23 protein-coding genes are annotated in these 19,183 nt (G+C 66.0%); 10 read left to right on the forward strand and 13 right to left on the reverse strand.

Going from position 1 to position 19,183, the window contains the following annotated elements; translation table 11 throughout:
• The first annotated feature begins 4 nt into the window (after positions 1–4).
• From KHN96_RS06240 to KHN96_RS06255, 4 genes are all read left to right on the forward strand, one after another.
• Positions 5–979, forward strand: coding sequence for an NAD(P)-dependent oxidoreductase (locus KHN96_RS06240; RefSeq protein WP_045786268.1), 975 nt, complete (start codon positions 5–7; stop codon positions 977–979).
• A gap of 79 nt (positions 980–1,058) precedes the next feature.
• Entirely contained in the window at positions 1,059–2,105 is a 1,047-nt protein-coding gene (locus KHN96_RS06245) for a LacI family DNA-binding transcriptional regulator (protein ID WP_045787808.1), read from the forward strand.
• A gap of 12 nt (positions 2,106–2,117) precedes the next feature.
• Complete coding sequence (locus tag KHN96_RS06250; protein ID WP_045786269.1) at positions 2,118–2,609, forward strand: nucleoside 2-deoxyribosyltransferase; 492 nt, start codon at positions 2,118–2,120, stop codon at positions 2,607–2,609.
• 116 nt (positions 2,610–2,725) lie between these two features.
• Positions 2,726–3,631 (forward strand): TauD/TfdA dioxygenase family protein, encoded by a 906-nt coding sequence (locus KHN96_RS06255; RefSeq protein WP_045786270.1) that lies wholly within the window; start codon positions 2,726–2,728, stop codon positions 3,629–3,631.
• Here KHN96_RS06255 and KHN96_RS06260 read toward each other — a convergent pair.
• Genes KHN96_RS06260 through KHN96_RS06270 form a run of 3 tightly spaced genes read right to left on the reverse strand, consistent with a single transcriptional unit; the run spans position 3,628 to position 5,571 of the window.
• On the reverse strand, positions 3,628–4,089 hold the full coding sequence (locus tag KHN96_RS06260) for an NUDIX domain-containing protein (protein WP_045786271.1): 462 nt from the start codon (positions 4,087–4,089) through the stop codon (positions 3,628–3,630). The two genes, KHN96_RS06255 and KHN96_RS06260, sit on opposite strands and share 4 nt — an antisense overlap.
• Before the next feature lies 1 nt (position 4,090).
• Positions 4,091–4,900 carry an ABC transporter permease gene (locus tag KHN96_RS06265; protein ID WP_045786272.1) on the reverse strand — a complete coding sequence of 270 codons (810 nt, stop codon included), beginning with the start codon at positions 4,898–4,900 and terminating at the stop codon, positions 4,091–4,093.
• On the reverse strand, positions 4,897–5,571 hold the full coding sequence (locus KHN96_RS06270; RefSeq protein ID WP_045787809.1) for an ABC transporter ATP-binding protein: 675 nt from the start codon (positions 5,569–5,571) through the stop codon (positions 4,897–4,899). The genes KHN96_RS06265 and KHN96_RS06270 overlap by 4 nt, the downstream gene beginning before the upstream one ends.
• A gap of 312 nt (positions 5,572–5,883) precedes the next feature.
• Between KHN96_RS06270 and KHN96_RS06275 the strand changes: the two genes are divergently transcribed.
• Positions 5,884–6,261 (forward strand): hypothetical protein, encoded by a 378-nt coding sequence (locus KHN96_RS06275; protein WP_045786273.1) that lies wholly within the window; start codon positions 5,884–5,886, stop codon positions 6,259–6,261.
• Positions 6,262–6,328: 67 nt separating this feature from the next.
• Here the strand turns inward: KHN96_RS06275 and KHN96_RS06280 are convergent, their stop codons facing one another.
• From KHN96_RS06280 to KHN96_RS06290, 3 genes are all read right to left on the reverse strand, one after another.
• Positions 6,329–6,874, reverse strand: a complete 546-nt coding sequence (locus tag KHN96_RS06280) for a DUF3318 domain-containing protein (RefSeq protein WP_045786274.1) — start codon at positions 6,872–6,874, stop codon at positions 6,329–6,331.
• Positions 6,871–7,248, reverse strand: a complete 378-nt coding sequence (locus KHN96_RS06285) for a phage holin family protein (protein ID WP_045786275.1) — start codon at positions 7,246–7,248, stop codon at positions 6,871–6,873. The genes KHN96_RS06280 and KHN96_RS06285 overlap by 4 nt, the downstream gene beginning before the upstream one ends.
• Before the next feature lie 137 nt (positions 7,249–7,385).
• Positions 7,386–7,712 carry an ElaB/YgaM/YqjD family protein gene (locus tag KHN96_RS06290; RefSeq protein ID WP_180964289.1) on the reverse strand — a complete coding sequence of 109 codons (327 nt, stop codon included), beginning with the start codon at positions 7,710–7,712 and terminating at the stop codon, positions 7,386–7,388.
• Between the two features lie 279 nt (positions 7,713–7,991).
• On the opposite strand from KHN96_RS06290, the gene KHN96_RS06295 reads away from it, so the two are divergent.
• Entirely contained in the window at positions 7,992–8,630 is a 639-nt protein-coding gene (locus tag KHN96_RS06295) for a peroxiredoxin (protein ID WP_045787810.1), read from the forward strand.
• A 153-nt stretch (positions 8,631–8,783) separates the two neighbouring features.
• On the opposite strand, the gene KHN96_RS06300 is transcribed toward KHN96_RS06295, so the two are convergent.
• Entirely contained in the window at positions 8,784–10,175 is a 1,392-nt protein-coding gene (locus KHN96_RS06300) for an NCS2 family permease (protein ID WP_045786276.1), read from the reverse strand.
• A 417-nt stretch (positions 10,176–10,592) separates the two neighbouring features.
• The gene (locus KHN96_RS06305) at positions 10,593–11,786 is read right to left on the reverse strand and encodes an acyl-CoA dehydrogenase (protein WP_045786277.1); all 1,194 of its coding nucleotides are present in this window, start codon (positions 11,784–11,786) and stop codon (positions 10,593–10,595) included.
• Positions 11,787–11,890: 104 nt separating this feature from the next.
• Between KHN96_RS06305 and KHN96_RS06310 the strand changes: the two genes are divergently transcribed.
• A complete protein-coding gene (locus KHN96_RS06310; RefSeq protein ID WP_045786278.1) occupies positions 11,891–12,718 on the forward strand; it encodes an IclR family transcriptional regulator in 828 nt (275 codons plus the stop codon).
• Between the two features lie 278 nt (positions 12,719–12,996).
• On the opposite strand, the gene kynA is transcribed toward KHN96_RS06310, so the two are convergent.
• The 3 genes from kynA to kynB are packed head-to-tail and all read right to left on the reverse strand — an operon-like array spanning position 12,997 to position 15,796.
• Entirely contained in the window at positions 12,997–13,833 is an 837-nt protein-coding gene (kynA, locus tag KHN96_RS06315; RefSeq protein ID WP_045786279.1) for a tryptophan 2,3-dioxygenase, read from the reverse strand.
• 40 nt (positions 13,834–13,873) lie between these two features.
• Positions 13,874–15,127, reverse strand: coding sequence for a kynureninase (kynU, locus tag KHN96_RS06320; protein ID WP_045786280.1), 1,254 nt, complete (start codon positions 15,125–15,127; stop codon positions 13,874–13,876).
• Between the two features lie 30 nt (positions 15,128–15,157).
• Positions 15,158–15,796, reverse strand: coding sequence for an arylformamidase (gene kynB / locus KHN96_RS06325; protein ID WP_045786281.1), 639 nt, complete (start codon positions 15,794–15,796; stop codon positions 15,158–15,160).
• 148 nt (positions 15,797–15,944) lie between these two features.
• Between kynB and KHN96_RS06330 the strand changes: the two genes are divergently transcribed.
• Together KHN96_RS06330 and KHN96_RS06335 are read left to right on the forward strand one after the other, a co-directional pair.
• Positions 15,945–16,478: an Lrp/AsnC family transcriptional regulator gene (locus KHN96_RS06330; RefSeq protein ID WP_045786282.1), complete on the forward strand. Its 534-nt coding sequence runs from the start codon at positions 15,945–15,947 to the stop codon at positions 16,476–16,478.
• Between the two features lie 66 nt (positions 16,479–16,544).
• Positions 16,545–16,751, forward strand: a complete 207-nt coding sequence (locus KHN96_RS06335) for a DUF3079 domain-containing protein (RefSeq protein ID WP_045786283.1) — start codon at positions 16,545–16,547, stop codon at positions 16,749–16,751.
• A gap of 9 nt (positions 16,752–16,760) precedes the next feature.
• Here the strand turns inward: KHN96_RS06335 and KHN96_RS06340 are convergent, their stop codons facing one another.
• The gene (locus tag KHN96_RS06340) at positions 16,761–17,333 is read right to left on the reverse strand and encodes a flavin reductase family protein (RefSeq protein ID WP_045786284.1); all 573 of its coding nucleotides are present in this window, start codon (positions 17,331–17,333) and stop codon (positions 16,761–16,763) included.
• A gap of 195 nt (positions 17,334–17,528) precedes the next feature.
• Between KHN96_RS06340 and msrA the strand changes: the two genes are divergently transcribed.
• Entirely contained in the window at positions 17,529–18,089 is a 561-nt protein-coding gene (gene msrA / locus KHN96_RS06345) for a peptide-methionine (S)-S-oxide reductase MsrA (RefSeq protein ID WP_045786285.1), read from the forward strand.
• Between the two features lie 15 nt (positions 18,090–18,104).
• On the opposite strand, the gene KHN96_RS06350 is transcribed toward msrA, so the two are convergent.
• Complete coding sequence (locus KHN96_RS06350; RefSeq protein WP_045786286.1) at positions 18,105–19,181, reverse strand: DUF72 domain-containing protein; 1,077 nt, start codon at positions 19,179–19,181, stop codon at positions 18,105–18,107.
• Positions 19,182–19,183 lie beyond the last annotated feature (2 nt).

A 19,183-nucleotide genomic window follows, 5' to 3' on the forward strand; every position in this document is an offset into this window, starting at 1 on the left:
ATCGATGAAACCTCTAGTCGTTGCCTACAAGCTCCTGCCCGACGATGTGGCTGCGAGGCTGCGCGAGCATGTCGAGCTCGTGCAGGTGGACGGTGCGGCCGCGCTGGCCGAAGCGCTGGCGCACGCCGATGGCGCCATCGGCGCGAGCCTGAAGATCACGCCGGCCATGCTCGACGGTGCGCCGCGGCTGAAAGTGTGGTCGACCATCTCGGTCGGTTACGACAATTTCGACGTGCCCGACCTCACACGCCGCGGCATCGTGTTGGCCCATACGCCCGACGTGCTGACCGAGTCGACGGCGGACACGGTGTTTTCGCTGGTGCTGGCGTCCGCCCGGCGCGTGGTCGAACTGGCCGAATGGGTCAAGGCGGGCCATTGGCAGCGCAGCATCGGCCCCGATCTGTATGGCACGGACGTGCATGGCAAGACCATCGGCATTGTCGGCCTGGGCCGGATCGGCGCGGCGGTGGCGCGGCGCGCGGCACTGGGTTTCCGGATGCGCGTGCTGTACACGAACCGGCATCCGCACGCCGAGGCCGAAGCGCAGTACGGCGCGCAGCACGTGACGCTCGACACGCTGCTCGCGCAGGCCGATTTCGTCTGCCTGCAGGTGCCGCTCCTGCCCGACACGCATCACATGATCGGCGCAGCGGAGTTGGCGAAGATGAAGCGCAACGCCATCCTCATCAACGCGGCGCGCGGGCCGGTGGTCGACGAGGCGGCGCTGATCGACGCGCTGCGCAACGGCACGATTCGCGGTGCGGGCCTCGACGTCTTCGAACGCGAGCCGCTGCCGGCCGATTCTCCTTTGCTCGCCATGAAAAACGTGGTGGCGCTGCCGCATATCGGCTCGGCCACGCAGGAAACGCGGTACGCCATGGCGCGCTGTGCCGCCGACAACCTGGTGCGGGCGCTGGCCGGCACGCTGCGCGAGAACGTGGTCAATCCTGAGGTGCTGGCGTCGGCACAGACCCCGTAAGCGTGGCGCGGCGATTACGCTATGATCGCCAGACGCTGGCGCCAGCATCAGGCGCCGGCCGCCAGTGCTCAAGTGCATCGTGACAGATTCTCCTTCCTCCTCCTCGCGCCCCGCGACCATCACCGATGTAGCCCGCGAAGCGGGCACCGGCAAGACGAGCGTGTCGCGCTACCTGAACGGCGAAACGCACGTTCTCTCCACCGATCTGCGGCAACGGATCGAAGCCGCCATCGAGCGCCTGAACTACCGGCCCAACCAGATGGCGCGCGGCCTCAAACGAGGGCGCAACCGGCTGCTCGGCATGCTGGTGGCCGACCTGACCAATCCGTACACGATCGAAGTCCTGCAGGGCGTGGAAGCCGCCTGCCACGCGCTCGGCTACATGCCGCTGATCTGCCACGCGGCGAACGAGCTCGAGATGGAGCGCCGGTTCGTGCAGCTGCTCACGACGTACCGCGTGGAAGGGCTGATCGTCAACGCGCTCGGCGCTGACGAGCCGATGTTGCGCCCGCTTCGGGGCCGCGACATTCCCGCCGTGCTGGTCGACCGGACCGTCGACGGCTTCGAGGCCGACCTGATCGGTCTCGATAACGAGCGCGCCGTCCGGCAGGGCGTGCAGCACCTGGTGGACCGCGGCTTCGATGCGATCCAGTTTGTCGTGCAGCCGTATGCGCACGTCAGTTCGCGCCGCGATCGTGAAGCGGCTTTCCGTGCGGTGATGGCCGCTCATGGCCGGCCCGTGGCGGCGCCCGTCGTGCTTGACCCGACCGACGCGGCCTCCGTCGACACCGCGCTGGCGCAGATCGATGCGCATATCGACGCAACCCGCCAGCGGGGTGGTACGCGCCCGGCGCTGTTCGTCGCAAACGCTCCCGTGGCGCTTGTCGTGGCGCGGCACTTGCGCACGCGCTTCGGGGCGGATTGGCAGACGCACGCTGCGCTGGTGTCGATCGACGATCCCGAGTGGGCCGAACTGATCGGCATCACGACGATCCGCCAGCCGACGTACGACATCGGTTACAAGGCGGTCGAGTTCGTCCACGAGCGCATTGAAGGCCTGGCCGGCGATGCGCGCGTCGTGCTCCTGCCGGGCACACTCGTCGAACGCGCCTCCACGGCAGCGTAACGGAGCCTGCGGATGCCCCTGCGTCTCTACCTGGCCGGTCCCGATGTTTTTCGCCCGCAACCTGCCGCGCATGGCGAAGTGCTCAAGGCCATGTGTGCCGAGTACGGCTTCGTGGGGCTGTACCCCCTCGACAACGTCATTGTTCCTCAACACGACGGGCCCGCGACGGCGGCCGAGATCTATCGCCAGAACATTGCGCTGCTCGATTCAGCCGACGCCGTGATGGCCAACGTGGCTGACTTCCGCGGCCACGAGCCGGATTCCGGTACGTGTTTTGAGATCGGCTACGCCATCGCGCGCGGTAAGGACGTGTGGTGCTATCACGTCCCCTCGGTCCCGCTGGTCGAGCAGGTGCCCCACACTGGCGGCTACGATGCCGAGGGCTGGGCGGTGGAAGACTTCGGCCTGCCGCGCAATTTGATGCTCGCGTGCAGCAGTCGGCTGGTCATCGGCGACGCGCGGGCGTGCCTTGCGCGCATGCGGGCGCATTACATCGGCGCGTAGCCGGCTTCGTGCGCCTTGCGCGTATCGATCTGCGCTTTTCTTCGTTGGAGCGGCTGGCGCGTGGGCGGTGTAATGTGAGGTCTCTCCATTGCCGCCCCTGTTCTCGCGCTTTGACCATGTCCGCCGCTGTTGCCGTTGCGCCCGAGGCGCCCGCCGTTCACACCGCCCGCTTTCACATCCGCCGCCTGGCCGATGCGCCGCTGGGTGCGGAAGTCCTTGGCCTGGGCGACGTTGCCGGTTTATCCGACGCCGATATCGCGGCCATCAGGCAGGCGTGGCTCGCCCATGACGGGCTGCTGGTGTTTCGCGACGTGCACCTCACGCCCGACGCGCAGGTCTCGTTCAGCCGTCGCTTCGGCCCGCTGCAGGTGCACGTGCTCAACCAGTTCCATCTGGCCGGGCATCCGGAGATCCTTGTCGTGTCCAACGTGGTGGAGAACGGCAAGCCTATCGGCCTGGGCGATGCGGGGCGAGACTGGCATTCCGATCTCTCGTACAAGCCGCTGCCGAGCCTGGGTTCGCTGTTGCTGATGCGCGAGCTGCCACAGGAGGGCGGCGACACGCTCTTCGCCAACATGGTGCGCGCATACGAAACGCTGCCAGCCGAACTCAAGCGCGTGATCGAGGGCCGGCGTGCGGTGCATTCGTACGTGTACCGCTACGAGCGGCTGCGTGCACTGTCGACGTGGCGACCGCCGCTCACGCAGGCACAGCGCGACGCCGTGCCGCCGGTCGACCACCCCGTCGTACGCACGCATCCGGAAACCGGCAAGCGCGCGCTCTTCGTCAACGAAGGCTTCACTTCGCACATTCTCGGCTTGCCGGAAGACGAAAGCACCAGCGTGCTGGAGCAGCTCTTTGCTCACAGCGTGCGCTCGGACAACGTCTACGCGCACCAGTGGCGCGCGGGCGACATGCTGTTCTGGGACAACCGCTCCACGATCCATTTCGCGCCGGGTTGCCCGGACGCGTATCGCCGCACGCTGCATCGCACGACCATCGAGGGAGACGTCCCCGTTTAAAGCCCCGCCTCGCGCAGACGCGCATCGATGCTGGCCAGCGTCAGCGTCTGCGCAAACAGCTTCGCCAGCGACTGACTCGCGTATTGCGGGACGTCGTCTGCGCTGGCCCACCGGTAGGCGTCCATTTCGGGAATCAGCTTGCCGGTGCGGTAGCTGTTGAACATCGAGGTGCACGTCAGCGAATCGAGCGCGACGTCGGCGCGGCGCAGGCGCGTGGCGAAGAGGTGAAGCTCCTTGTCGCGCCGATACGGGAAGCGGCCCAATTCGATGAGCGTGTAGCGATCGAGCACCAGCCCGGTTTCTTCGCGTGTCTCGCGCAAGGCGGTGTCGCGGTGGGCCTCGCCGGGGTCGGGCGCGCCCTTTGGGATGTCCCAGTGGCGCGTTTCGGTGGCGTGGGCGAGCAGCACTTCGGCGTCTTCGTTGAGCAGCACCAGGCCGCAGGACAAGGAAATCGGCATGCTATCGGGCCGCTCCACGCTGTGTGATACGGCTGGTCAGCAACTGATGCTGGCGGCTGAACAGCCGGCGATACGCCAGCAGCACGGCCGCCACGGTCCCCAACCCTGAGGCGGCCGCCAGCAGAAACATGATGACGATCTGGTAGCGCACGGCCTCGAGCGGCGATTGGCCTGCCAGCACCTGGCCCGTCATCATGCCGGGCAGGCTCACCACGCCCACCACCGTCATCTGGTTGATGATGGGCGTCATCCCGGCGCGTACGGCGGTGCGTGCCGCGTTGCGCGCCGCCTCCCAGCGCGTGCCGCCCAGCGCAAGCACCGTTTCGACCTGGTCGCGGGTGGCGATCAGCTCGCCCGTCACGCGTTCCAGCGCAAGCCCCACGCCGGTCAACGTGTTGCCGAGAATCATCCCCATGATCGGGATGGCGTACTGCGGCGCGTACCACGGCTGCGCGTGCAGCACGGCCAGCAGCCCGATCGCGCCGATCAGCCAGGCGCTGCCGAGCACCGACAGCGTGCCGTCAAGCCGCAGCCCCGCATACCCGCGCGTGCCGCGGCCGCCCGTCGCGTGGCCCGCAATCAGCGTCATGGCGGCCACGATGCCGAGCACCACGGCCCAATGCGCATGAGCGAATACCCAGTCGAGCACGAATCCGACCGCCAGCAACTGCACCACGGTCCGCACCGCGGCCCATGCCAGGCGCCGCTCGAGGCCCAGCCCGAGCGCCACCGAGAGCCCGCCATTCACGAGGATCAGCGTGGCTGCAATCGCCACCTGCCACGCTGAAAGGCTGAGATACTGGTCGTTCATGATGCCGCTTCCGTGTTCAGGCGGCCTGCCTCGACACGCCAGTGCAGATGCCCGATCCGTGTCGCCTGCGCCGGGTCGTGCGTGATCCACACCCAGGCGTGCCGTTCGGGCGCGCGTGCAAACCAATGCTGCAGAAGCGCTTCGACCGCACGCGCTGAAGCCGGGTCCAGTGCCGCGGTCGGTTCATCGAGCAGCAGGACGGTCGGCCCGGTCTGCAGCGTGCGGACCAGCGCAGCGATCTGCGCCTCGCCGCCCGAAAGCTCGCTGGCGGATTTGTCGAGGAAACCGGCATCGCGCTCGGCCCGCGCCAGCAGGGCGATGGCGGCATCGCGATCGAACCCGCTGCCGTGTCGCCGCACGTGCAGTTGATACGGCATGCGCAGGTTGTCCTCCACCGTACCGGGCAGCAGGGCAGGGCGCTGGCGCACATACGCCACGTGGCAACGGTACGCGGGGATGGCCTGTGCGCGGATGGGCTGGCCGTGCCATGTCACCGCCCCGCCGTCGATCGGGTCGAGCAGTGCCAGCGCTCGCAGCAAGACGCTCTTGCCTGCGCCCGACGGCCCCGTCAGGGCAATCCGGTCGCCCGGGCGGACGACCAGCGTGGCGGGCTGCAGGAGCGTGGCACCGGTGCGTGTATCGCATCGTTGGAGTTGGGTGGCGGCCAGCATCATGGAGGACGAGTGTGTTGCGTACGGTACGGCATCAATGCACCGCTTTCATGCATTATGCATATGAGCGGGTGTGGCAAGCCTGCGCCGAAATCCACATCGCGTATGCGCCCCGCCCCCTGCGGCGACCGCGCCGCCAAGCGCTTGACAGCCGATGCGGACCGATCCCTAGTCCGAAGGTCGGAGGCAACCCGTCTCGCCCCCGCGGGCTGTCGGACGAATCCGACATCGCATTCAGCCGCCGGCGGCTCGCCATTTTCGCAGGGCGCGCATAGGATCGAAGCATCACTAAAAGAAGCGACGGAGGGCGCCATGGAGACCGACAAGATGCAAGTGGCTCACCCATGGTGGCAGCCCGGAGTGTTTGCATCGGCTCCGGCAATTTTCTTGTGGGTTTGCGCTGAACTGCCGCCGGACATGCTCGCCGCCATCTTCCACGCGGGCACGTCCGCCGAATCTCTCAAGCATGTTGGAGATACGCTCTTTGTGATCGGCTGGACGGCTAGCGGTGTGCTCATGTGGCATGGCCGCAGACGCCCGGCGCATGGCACGGGTGCGGCAGCGCAACCGGCAGCGGCCGATACGGTTTCAGCCGGGGAACCCGTTACGCAGGTCCATCGCCTCTCGGCTCTGCGCCAAAGCATGGCGCGTCGGCTGGAACGCCTGCGTCACCCGATTCCGCTGCACTGACTGACATCGAGCCTCCCTACGACAAAGGCCGGCATCAGCCGGCCTTTCTTTTGAGCGTCCGCCAGCCTCAGGACGTGCTGCCGGGGATGATGTCGTCGGCGTCCGCGCCGGATGCCGCGGCTGGCGCGTCGGCGTGCTGCCCTCCGTCGCCGTGCGATTCACGCCACTTCTGATAGCCCCACCACGCGGCACCCGCGACCAGGCCGAGCTTGCCGAGTTTTCGGGTGGCGCGCCCAATGACGGTGCGCCGCAGCCCTGCATAGGCGAGCGACAGCACCGTGCCGACCAGCGGGTATTCCCGCGCAATGCCCAGCGTGCGCATCAGGCTGTTGGGTCTGGCCAGCGGGCGAATCAGGCTCGGCAGCAGCGCGCCCAGGCCACCCAGGCTGAACGTGCGGCGGGTGGCGCGGTGCAGGTCGTTGCGGGCATGCATGTAGTCGTAACGCTCCAGCGCGGCGCGCGTGAGCAGCAACTCCTTGCGCACCGCCAGCGGCAGCCGGGCTTCGACGCCGCGACGGGACGGGCGCACGTGGTGCCGCGCGTTTTGCGCTGAGTCGGATTCCGGGTGGGAGGCCGCGCCGGTGGACGGCGATGGTTGGGTCGGATCGGTCATCGGCGCAGAATCTCCCGGTCTTTGTCGAGTTCGGCCAAGGTGGCCTCGAACAGCGGGGGCGCGTGGTGCAGGAGCGCGCGCACCTTCCACAGGCACGCCGCCGCGCCAAGCCCATAGAGCGCGGCCATGATGGCCAGCGACTGCCAGCGGTAGGTATCCCAGCACAGGATGACGACCAGCGCCGTCAGCGTCATGATGCACAGCGCGATCAGGCTGACGGCCAGCATGCCGAGAAAGGCCGTGCCGAGCAGCCGTTCTTTTTCTTCAGCCAGTTCGACGCTCGCCAGTTCGAGCCGCGTCTGCAGCATCGAAACGACCGTGCCGGCCAGTGTCTTCAAGGAAGCAAGCAGCTTTGGACTGGTGTCGTCGGTCATGAAGGTGTCGGGAGAAGTGCGGGCGGATGGTGCTGCTGCCAGCGCAGCACGCCCCATGCCCGGGATGGAGCCCCAGAATGCGACTGGCCGATGGCGCGATCCAGCGGCGCGCCATCGGCCAGACAGGGTGCAGCGGATTACTTGCGATTGAGCAGCAGGCCGATCAGCAGGCCTACGCCGGCAGCGACCCCCACCGCCTGCCACGGGTGGTCATGGACGTAGTCGTCGGTGGCGCGCGCGGCGGCCTTGCTCTTGGTGACCACGGCATCCTGCAGGTCTTGCGCCTTTTCCTTGGCCTGGCGCAGCAGGCCCATGCCGCGCTCGCGCAGCTCGGCGGCTTTTTCGCCGCTGGTGGAGGCAGCTTGCTTGAGCAGCGCTTCGGCGTCGGACAGTACGGTCTTCACGTCGGTCATCAGTTTCTCCTTATTGACGGAATCGGCCAGGTTGGGGGAAGTGTTCGTCATGGTCGGGTCCTTGGTATTGAGGGAGTCGATCGGCAATATGTCGACGCGCATATTCGCTAGGATATGTGTGGGTGTCGCGAAACTTCAAGCGCCCCACTCGCGCACACTGCGGTGGATCAAGCCTTTGGCGATTGTCCGGCAATGTGCGCGCGCCTTCCACCTTTTCGCCAGCAAATGCCGCGCCTAATGACAAAAAGTGATGTTGTTGTGAATTTATAGTCGTTTTGGTTGGATGGCAATCTGGCTATAGTGGTTCCCAATGTGTGCATGGAGGACACGATGTCTCTACGTTTGGGCGATATCGCCCCTGATTTCGAGCAGGATTCGAGCGAAGGCCGCATCAAGTTTCACGAGTGGCTGGGCGACAGCTGGGGCGTGCTGTTTTCACATCCGGCCGACTACACGCCGGTGTGCACCACGGAGCTCGGCCTGACCGCCAAGCTCAAGGACGAATTTGCCAAACGCAATGTCAGGGTGATCGCGCTGTCGGTGGATTCTGTGGAGTCTCACAAGGGCTGGATCAACGACATCAACGAGACGCAGAACACCAGCGTCAACTTCCCGATCATCGCCGATGCGGATCGCAAGGTCTCGCAGCTGTACGACATGATCCACCCGAACGCGAGCGAGACCTTTACGGTGCGCTCGCTGTTCGTGATCGACCCGAACAAGAAGGTGCGGCTGATCATCACGTATCCTGCATCGACGGGACGCAACTTCAACGAGGTGCTGCGCGTGATTGACTCGCTGCAGCTGACCGACCATCACAGCGTGGCGACGCCGGGCAACTGGCAGGAAGGCGACGACGTCGTCATCGTGCCATCGCTCAAGGACGAAGACGTCATCAAGCAGAAATTTCCGAAGGGCTACAAGGCGTTGCGCCCGTATCTGCGCCTGACGCCGCAGCCTAACAAGTAACCGTCTCCTTGGTAGTGTGATTGCCGCCCGGCCTTTGTGCCGGGCGTTTTTTGCGTTGGGAGCCGGCCCCGAGCTGGTTTCCTGGCAAAACAAAAACCGGCCAGCCCTCGCGGGTCTGGCCGGTTTGCCTTTGTGAAGAGACGTTGTGCGCGATCAGATCGCCCAGCCGCCGGCATAGAACGCCGCCAGTGCCACGGCGATGCCGACGGTGCCGATGTTCAGCTTGCGCCATTCGCCGGCCACCACGCGGCCGATCACCAGCGTGCAGAAGCCGAGCATGATGCCGGTGACGATGTTGCACGTCAGCACGATGAACACGGCGCAGACCAGGCCCGCCAGCGCGTCCACCATGTCGTCCATGTGCAGCTTGCTCACGCTCGAGAGCATCAGCAGGCCGACGTACATCAGCGCCGGCGCCGTCGCATACGACGGCACCAGACCCGCCAGCGGCGAGAAGAACATCACCGCGAGGAACAGCACGCCGACCACCACGGCCGTCAGCCCGGTCTTGCCGCCGGCAGCCACACCGACCGTCGATTCGATGTACGCCGCCGCCGGCGCACCGCCGAAGAATGCCGAGAAGATCGAACTGACCGAATCGGCCGTCAGGGCGCGCCCACCGTTGACGATGTGGCCCTTGTCATTAAGCAGGCCCGCCTGGCCTGCCACGGCGCGGATCGTGCCCGTGGCGTCGAACACGGCGGTCATCACCAGGGCGAGCACGCTCGGCAGCACGGCCGTGGAGAGCGCACCGCGGATGTCCATCGCGCCGATCAACGAAGCATGGCCGGGCGCACTCAGCGAGGGCAGGGCGAACACCCCCGTGAACTTGACGGCCGGGTCAAAGACGAGGCCGAGCGCCGAGATGGCGATGATGACGATCAGGATGCCGCCCGGCACGCGGCGGCGCTCCATGCCGAAGATGGCGGCCAGGCCCAGCACCGACATCATCACGGGGAAGGCGGTGATGTGGCCGAGTTGGACGGGCAGCCCCGGGCCGGCGTTCTTGATCACCAGCCCCACGTCGTTCGACGCGATCAGCAGCAGGAACAGCCCGATGCCGATGCCCGTGCCGTGCGCCACGCCCGAGGGCAGGTTGCGCAGGATCCACGAACGCACGCCGGTGGCCGAGATGGCGGTAAAGACCACGCCCATCAGGAACACCGCGCCCAGCGCCACTTCCGGCGAGAGCTTCTGCCCCAGCACGAGCCCGAATGCCATGAACGCCGTGAGCGAGATCGCGCAGCCGATGGCGATCGGCAGCCTGGCCCACAGGCCCATCAGCAGCGACCCGAAGGCGGTGGTCAGGCACACGGCAACGAACACCGCGCTGGTATCGAAGCCGGCTTTGCCGAGCATGCCCGGCACGACGAAGACGGCATACACCATCGCCATGAACGTTGTGACGCCGGCCACGACCTCGCGCTTCTGGGTGCTGCCGCGTGCAGAAATCTGGAAAAAGCGATCGATCTGCGCGACGTTGGTCGCGTCAGTCAAGCCGGCGGCGTTGAGTTCCGTCACCGACGGAATGGACTGTTCAGCCATGGTGGGTTGTCTCCTGGCAGGACTCCGCGCGGGTCGATCTCTGTCAACCTGCGTAGGGTGCCCTGTTCTGGTTTTGAATATCGACCCGGGTGCCTGCGTGCGCGCGCGGACATTCTCCAGACCGTTGTCTCGCGATGGGTTGAGTCGCGTCGCGCTGCGATCTGCGTGTGGACCGCGCGCACGTTTTATCGGTGTGAGGGACGTGCCTGCCGAACGATCCGCTGGCACTTGGAGCGAAGCATAGACGCGTGCCAGCGGCGGTTTCATGTAGCCGCGCGTATCCCGATCATTTGCGAATGTGTATATCGCGGGAGAGGAGAACCACGGTGCCCAGGACGGGCGAGACATGCCCCAAGGCGGTATGGCGGGTGGTGCACAAGTGTGCATCACCCCGCGAGAAATGCAAAGCGCGTGAAATCAGAAGAATGCCTGGATGCCGGTCTGGGCGCGGCCGAGGATCAGCGCGTGGATGTCGTGCGTGCCTTCGTAGGTGTTCACGACCTCGAGGTTGACCACGTGGCGGATCACGCCGAATTCGTCCGAGATGCCGTTGCCGCCGAGCATGTCGCGCGCCATGCGGGCAATGTCGAGTGCCTTGCCGCACGAATTGCGCTTCATGATCGAGGTGATCTCCACCGACGCGGTGCCTTCGTCCTTCATGCGGCCCAGACGCAGACAGCCCTGCAGGCCGAGCGTGATCTCGGTCTGCATGTCGGCGAGCTTCTTCTGGATGAGTTGGTTCGCCGCGAGCGGACGGCCGAACTGCTTGCGGTCCAGCACGTACTGGCGCGCGATGTGCCAGCACGACTCCGCCGCGCCCAGCGCTCCCCAGGCAATGCCGTAGCGCGCCGAGTTCAGGCACGTGAACGGACCCTTCAGGCCGCGCGCGCCCGGCATCAGGTTCTCTTCCGGCACGAACACTTCGTCGAGCACGATCTCGCCCGTGATGGACGTGCGCAGGCCGACCTTGCCGTGGATGGCGGGGGCGCTCAGACCCTTCCAGCCCTTCTCCAGTATGAAGCCGCGGATTTCGTCTTCACCATTGTCGTTCGGCAGCTTGGCCCACACGACGAACACGTCGGCGATGGGCGAGTTGGTGATCCACATCTTGGCGCCCGACAGCGAATAGCCGCCGTCGACCTTCCTTGCGCGCGTCACCATCGACGCCGGGTCGGAGCCGTGGTTCGGCTCAGTGAGCCCGAAGCAGCCGATCCACTCGCCCTTGGCCAGCTTGGGCAGGTACTTCTGCTTCTGCGCTTCGCTGCCGAATTCGAAGATCGGCACCATCACCAGCGACGACTGCACGCTCATCATCGAGCGGTAGCCGGAATCCACGCGTTCCACCTCGCGCGCGATCAGGCCGTAGCTGACGTAGTTCAGCCCCGGGCCGCCGTACTGCTCGGGAATCGTCGGGCCCAGCAACCCGAGCTCGCCCATCTCGCGGAAGATCGACGCATCGGTCTTCTCATGCCGGAACGACTCCAGCACGCGCGGCACCAGCTTGTCCTGGCAGTACGACGCAGCGGCATCGCGCACCATGCGCTCGTCGTCGGTCAGTTGTTGGTCGAGCAGCAGCGGATCGGCCCAGTTGAAGGCGTTGCGAGCAGTCACGGCGGTAGTCTCCGAGTCATGTGTTGTTCCGATATGCGGAACACAGTTTCGAAATTCAGGGCTATGATAGCGCAACCGAAGACGATTTCCAGGCCTTTCTCCGAATGAGCACGACGCGCCTCCCCGACCCTGATTCCGAATTCGAGACCAGGCGCGAAGCCGATCCGAACTTTGTCACCGCACTCGCCCGCGGGCTGGAACTGCTGCGGGCTTTCCGCCCTGGCGACACGCTGCTCGGCAACCAGGAGTTCGTGCGCCGCACGGGTTTTCCGAAGGCCACGGTAAGCCGGTTGGCGGGCACGCTCGTCTCGCTCGGCTATCTTCGCTATGACGAGACGCTCGGCAAGTACGGGCTGGACGCCGGCGTCCTCGCGCTGGGCTTTGCCTATCTTGCGTCCAGCGACGTGATTCAACTCGCGCGTCCGCACATGAGCGCATTTGCGCACAAGCACGGCGTGTCGATTTCGCTCGGCAAGCGCGACCGGCTGGACATGGTCTATCTGGAAACCATCCGCCACGACAGCCCATCGATGAGCGGTTCGGCAGGCTTGGGCGTGGGTTCACGGCTGTCGCTGCTGTCGAGTTCGATGGGACGGGCGTATCTGGCTTCGTTGCCCGCCGCGCGGCGTGAGCGCTTGTACGAAGCGTTGCGCACGCAGCAGCCCGCGCAATGGGCGGCAGAAGGTGCCGCCGCAGACGATGCAGTCAAAGCCGGCGTACGCAACGGCTACGCCGTATCGCTGCGCGACTGGCATCCCGCCATCCACGCATGCGCAGTCGCGTTCTTCGCGCCCAGCCAGCGCGAGCCGTATGTCGTGAGTTGCAGCGCGCCATACACGTCTGCCGATGCAGAGCGCATCCGCGACGAACTGGCCCCCGCGCTACGCGAGTTCGCGGCAAGGCTAGGGCAAGTGGTCGAGCCCGCCGCGTAGGCCGCTCAGAGACCCCCGGAAACTGTTTGCCACCAGCGCTGGCGTCCAGACGGGTTTGGCCGTGGATGCCGTAGATGGCGCCTTGAGTTTCTGTTGCAGAGAGGGAAGGGAAGCTGTCTGGGCGCAGCGTGTTTTTCCGTTCCCCTCTCTGCGGCATAAGTCCAAGGAATCCTTCGCCATCTCGGGCGCGCCTTTCTTTGCTTACTTTCTTTTGCAAGACAGGGAAGGTGAGTCAGCCCCGGCAGGGGAGGAAACCAGAGATCGACCAATAGCAAAAGTCACAAGTCAGTGCGCAACTTCCAAAGCTCCGGAAACAACACCACATCGAGCATCTTCCGCAGATAACCGACGCCTTCCGTACCACCGGTCCCACGCTTGAAGCCGATCACCCGCTCGACCGTTGTCACATGCCGGAACCGCCACTGCCGGAACGCATCCTCGAGGTCGACAAACTTCTCCGCCAGCTCATACAGCTCCCAGTGGTGCGTCGGGTCACGATAGACCTCCAGCCAGGCCGCCTCCACCGAAGCGTTGTAGGTGACCGGCCGCGACCAGTCCCGCTCCACGCAATCCGCATCGAAGCTGAACCCGTGGCGCGCCATGTAGCGCACGGCTTCGTCGTACAGCGACGGCGTCTCCAGCGCGGCCTTCACCTGCGCGTAATGCTCCGGCCGGTGCGCATGCGGCCTGAGCATTGCCGCATTCTTGTTGCCGAGAATGAATTCGATCTCGCGGTACTGATACGACTGGAAGCCGGACGACTGCCCCAGGTGCGGACGCATGGCCGAGTACTCGGGCGGCGTCATCGTGGCAAGCACGTTCCACGCCTGCACCAGTTGGTCCATGATGCGCGACACGCGCGCCAGCATCTTGAAAGCGGGCGGCAGGTCGTCGTTGCGCACGCAATCCCGCGCTGCGCGCAGCTCATGCAGCATCAGCTTCATCCACAGCTCGGTGGTCTGATGCTGCACGATGAACAGCATTTCGTTGTGATCGGGCGAGCGCGGGTGCTGCGCGTTCAGGATCTGGTCAAGCGCCAGGTAGTCGCCATAGCTCATCGACTGCGAGAAATCCATCTGCGCGTCATGCCAGCTGTCGGCCTGGCCACCGTGCATGGGGCAGCCCGATGCTGCGGGTCGGTTCGGCGTTGTCATTTCAGGTCACCAGCGTACGTTCGTTGAATTGCGCCGATTGCCACGCGCCTGTTTCCAGCACGTCGCGCAGCACGTCCACGGCATCCCAAACATCGGCAAAGCTCGTGTACAGCGGCGTGAAGCCGAAGCGCATGATGCGCGGCTCGCGGTAGTCGCCGATCACGCCGCGAGCGATCAGCGCCTGCATCACAGCATAGCCGTTCGGGTGCTCGTAGCTGACGTGGCTGCCGCGGATGCCATGGTCGCGCGGTGTGACCAGCGTGAGCGGGAAGCCCGCGCAGCGCGTTTCCACCAGCGAGATGAAGAGATCGGTCAGCGCGAGGGACTTGGTCCGCAACTCGGCCATCGACGTCTGCGCGAAGATATCGAGCCCGCATTCCAGCATCGCCATCGACGTGATCGGCTGCGTGCCGCACAGGAAGCGGCCGATGCCGGCATCGGCGTCGTAGCGTGATTCCATCGCGAACGGCCGCGCATGCCCCCACCAGCCCGAGAGCGGCTGCCAGAAGCGCTCGCGCAGTTTTGGCGCGACCCACACGAACGCCGGCGAACCGGGGCCGCCGTTCAGGTACTTGTACGTGCAGCCGATGGCGTAGTCCGCGCCGCCTGCGTGCAGGTCCACGGGCACCGCGCCGGCCGAGTGCGCCAGATCCCAGATCGCCAGCGCGCCGTGCTTGTGTGCCAGCGCCGAGACGGCAGCCATGTCGTACATGTGCCCGCTCTTGTAGTTCACGTGCGTCAGCATGGTGACGGCGACGTCGTCGCCCAGCGCGCCTTCCAGTTCTTCCGGCGAGTCGATTAGGCGCAGTTTGTAGCCATCGCGCAGCAGGTCGGCCAGCCCTTCAGCGATGTACAGATCGGTCGGAAAGTTATGCGTTTCCGACACGATGATCTTGCGGGCGGGCGCGTCTTCGCGCTGCACGCGAATCGCGGCGGCCAGCACCTTGAACAGGTTGATCGACGTGGTGTCGGTGACGACGACTTCGTCTTCGCGTGCACCAATCAGCGGGGCAAGCTTGTTGCCCAGGCGGCGCGGCAGCTCGAACCAGCCGGCCTGGTTCCAGCTGCGGATCAGTCCATCGCCCCATTCATTGGCGACGACTTCCTGCGCGCGGGCCAGCGCAGCCTTGGGCCGTGCGCCGAGCGAATTGCCGTCCAGGTAGATCACGCCGTCGGGCAGCGCAAAGGCGTCGCGCAGCGGCGCGATCGGATCGGCCGCGTCGCGTTCGACGCAGGCGTTTCGAGTGATGGTCATGGTGGATGTCGGGGTGATGAATGGGGTGAATCAGGGCAGGCTGCGCAGCACCGCGCGCACGGGGCTCGCATCGAGCGTGGCGAACTTGAGCGGCAGCGCGATCAGTTCGTAATCGCCGGCGGGCACCTCGTCGAGGAGCAGCCCTTCGAGGATGGCCAGACCGTGCCTGCCGACCGCGTGGTGCGCGTCCATGGTCTTGGAGGTCTGCGGATCGAGCGAGGCGGTGTCGACACCGACGAGCTTCACGCCGTGCGCGGCCAGCAGTTCGATCGTCTCGGGCGCGACGGCGGCAAAGTGGTCGTCCCACATGGTCTGCGGCATCTGCGCGTACGTGCGCAGCAGCACGCGCGGCGGCGTGGGCGACGGATGGGCCAGCGCATCACGAACGTGTTCCGGCTCGACGCGCGCTACGCCCACGCAGTGGATGACGCGGCACGGGCCGAGGTACGCGTCCAGCGCCACCTGCCCGATCGCGGCGCCGTCCGCGCGGTAGTGCAGCGGGGCATCGGCATGCGCGCCGGTGTGCGGCGACAGCGTGATGCGGCCGACGTTGACTGGGCAATCGCCTTCGAGCTTCCACGCAATTTCCTGCGAAAACGGCGTGTCGCCGGGCCACGTCGGCGTGGCGGGCGAGAGGGCGGGGCTGATGTCCCACAAAGTGCGTTTCAAGGCGGCTCCCCGGCAGAAAATTCGTCGAATCCGTGCCGAAATGATAGGGAAATCCACGCGCAATGGGTTTGCATATTCGTGCGCACGATTCCGTTCGATTCGCATAAAATTCAACGAATTAACGGAATTACGCAAAGAACGACGACAGATGCAACTTGATACCACCGATCTGCGCATTCTCCAGGTCTTGCAGGAAGACGGCCGCATCAGCAATCAGGACTTGGCCGAGCGGGTGGCGCTGTCGCCATCGGCCTGCCTGCGGCGCGTGCGGATGCTGGAAGAGGGCGGCGCCATCACCGGCTACCGGGCGCAGCTGGGCCGGGCAGCGCTGGGGCTGGAGCTCGAGGCCATCGTGCAAGTGTCGATGCGGCAGGACGTGACGGGCTGGCACGAGACCTTCATGGCCGCCGTGCACAGTTGGCCCGAGATCGTCGCGGCCTACATCATCACCGGCGATTGCAACTACATCCTGCGCGTGCAGGCGCCCACGCTGCAGCACTATTCGGAGTTCATCATCGAGCGGCTGTACAAGACGCCTGGCGTGATGGACATCCGCTCGAACATCGTCCTGCGCACGATCAAGGATCGCGATGGCGGGCTGGCGCTGCTCATGGAATCGCGCGGCGTGCGGCCGCTGGAAAGCGGTGCGACGGGCAAGCGCGGCAAGTCCGGCGGCGTCTGACGGCGGTCAAATCGCGACCGCCGGCATGCGCGGATAGTGAGCCTGTGTTGTCGACCGGAGCCGGTCATGGCCAAGAGGTTTCCGTTGCATCCCGTACACCCCGAGCGCATCTGCTGGGGCTGCGACAAGTACTGCCGGGCCGACGCCCTCGCTTGCGGCAACGGCTCGGGCCGCACCCAGCACCCTGCAGAGCTGCTCGGCGACGACTGGTACGCATGCGGGGATTGGGGCATCGAAGCCGAGGCCCCGCGCAAGACGGCAAGCCGCGGGTGACGCGGCAACTTACTTGCCGAGCGGATCAAGCGACGAAAACGCGCCGCGATGAAACACCAGCGGCGCGGCGTTGGCATCCACCACTCCGCAGCGCTCGACTTCGCCGACGAAGATGACATGGTCGCCCTCGTCGTACCGGCTGCGGTTATGGCACTCGAACCATGCCAGCGATTGTGCAAGGATCGGCAGGCCGGTCGGGCTCAGCGCGTAGTCGATGTTGGCGAAGCGGTCGCCCTTGAGCGTGGCGAAGCGCTTGCACAGGTCGAGCTGGTCGGCCGCCAGGATGTTGATCACGTAGTGCGAGCCGGCGTGGAACAACGGGAACGAGTTCGCCTGCGTGCCAAGGCTCCACAGCACCAGCGGCGGGTCGAGCGACACCGAGTTGAACGAGCTGGCCGTCACACCGACGAACGCAGGCTTGCCGGGGCCCCCGTCAGAGCGCGTGGTGACCACCGTCACGCCAGTGGCAAATTGCGACAGGGCATGCCGGAAGTGCGCGGCATCGAAGTCGGGCGGGGCGGCGCGGCTTGTGCGACCGCGTGCCGACGCCTCGCGCGTCGGTCCGCTGTCGCGCGCCTCCATGGGAATGGCTCCGTGGTGATCCATGCAAACGACCCAAAGTAATGCGCAATTGTAACGGACGGGCGATAAGCCGCCCCTGCGTAGGGCTTTGCGTGATGCTGCACACACATGTTGGCGCGGGTGCCGGTGCCTGTGTCAGGATAAGCGCCCTGCGCCGACCAATGGCATCCCATCCAACCCAGCAGGAGAAACCAAATGACCGAGCAACGCGCCCTTGAAACCGCCGTCCTGGGCGGAGGCTGCTTCTGGTGCCTCGAGGCTGTCTTCCAGCAGGTGCAAGGCGTGCACAGCGTGGTGTCCGGCTATGCCGGCGGCCATGTCGATCACCCCAGCTATCGGGCCGTCTGCAATGGCGACACCGGCCATGCCGAAGTGGTGGCGGTGCAGTTCGATCCGGCGGTGATCCCGTACCGCGAGATTCTCGACATCTTCTTCGCCATCCATGACCCGACGACGCCGGACCGGCAGGGCAACGACGTCGGGCCGCAATACCGGTCTGCCATCTTCGCGCAGACGCCCGGGCAACTGGCAACGGCCCGTGAGGCGGTCGCCGCGCTCGACGCCAGCGCTGTCTTCGATGCGCCCATCGTGACGGAGCTGGTGGATGCCAGCGCGGGCAAGGTGACCTTCTGGCGCGCGGAAGACGAACACCAGAACTACTTCCGAGATCATCCGGCGCAGGGTTACTGCGCGTTCGTCATCTCGCCCAAGGTGGCGAAGTTCCGCAAGCAGTTCGCGCACCGCCTGCAGGGCTGAGGGAAGGCGCCGGGGTTACGCTGCGCCGCCCGGCAGGCGCGCGGCGATGGCCTCGGCCAGCTTGATGCACGACAGCGGCGACGATCCTTCCGCCTTGTTGCTGACCAGGATGGTTACCTTGCGCCCCGCCGCGAGCGCGGCAATGGCCATGTCGGCCAGCGTCTCGCGCGAAAACAGGTCTTCGTCGACGAGCTTGTTGAAGGGCTTGTAGGCGGCCTCGGCCTGCGCATAGCGGTAACGGCTGTTCAGGTTCCAGCGCACCACCAGGGGACCGCCGCCGCCTTCATCGAGCAGGGCCACGGCGGCCGCTTGCCGGTCGGCCGCGGGCATCCGCTCGTGCAACCCGACGCAGTAGCGCACGCCGACCGCACGCAGCATCTTGATGAAGCGCGGCGTGAGCAGCGTGGCATCGCGCAATTCCACCGCGTACACGGCATCGGGGTTGTGTTGCCGGTCCAGCGGCGGCAGTGCAGCCAGAAACGCTTCGAGCCGCTCCACGAAGCCGATGGCGTCTTCGGCCAGCGCGCCCAGCGGCGAAAACTGGAACACCAGCGGCCCACAACGCATGCCGAGCCCGCGCGTGGCTGGGTCGATAAAGTCCCGCACCGCGAATTCCGCGTTCAGGAAGGCCGGGTTGGGCATGCGGCCGCGCCCGTCCAGTTCGCGAATCCACGCGTCGCACACGGCGGCGGGCGCCTTGACGGCAAAGCGGAACGCTTCGGGCACGCTGGCCGCGTAGGCGACGTAGTCGGCCAGCGGAATCGGAGCGTAGAAGCCGCGATCGATGCTGACGGTACGCAGCAGCGGGTGCATCGCGTAGGCCGCCAGTCCTTTGCGCGCCAGCATCGACTCGGAATACTCGCCCGCATAGACGAGTCCATCCCATCCCGGATACGACCACGATGACGTGCCGATGCGCAGGTCGGGCGGCAGGCGCAGCGCGAGCTCTGCCACCTCGGGCGGAACGGCGGCCGGCTGCACGCCCTGGCGGGCGGGAGAACGCTTCGGTTTGGGAAGCGGTTCGGCCGCCGCGGTATCGCTGGGGGCCGGCGGCGCGCCGAACAGGTCGTCGATGGGCGGCGTGGCGGTCAAAT

Source organism: Ralstonia mannitolilytica, assembly GCF_905397375.1.
GTDB lineage: Bacteria > Pseudomonadota > Gammaproteobacteria > Burkholderiales > Burkholderiaceae > Ralstonia > Ralstonia mannitolilytica.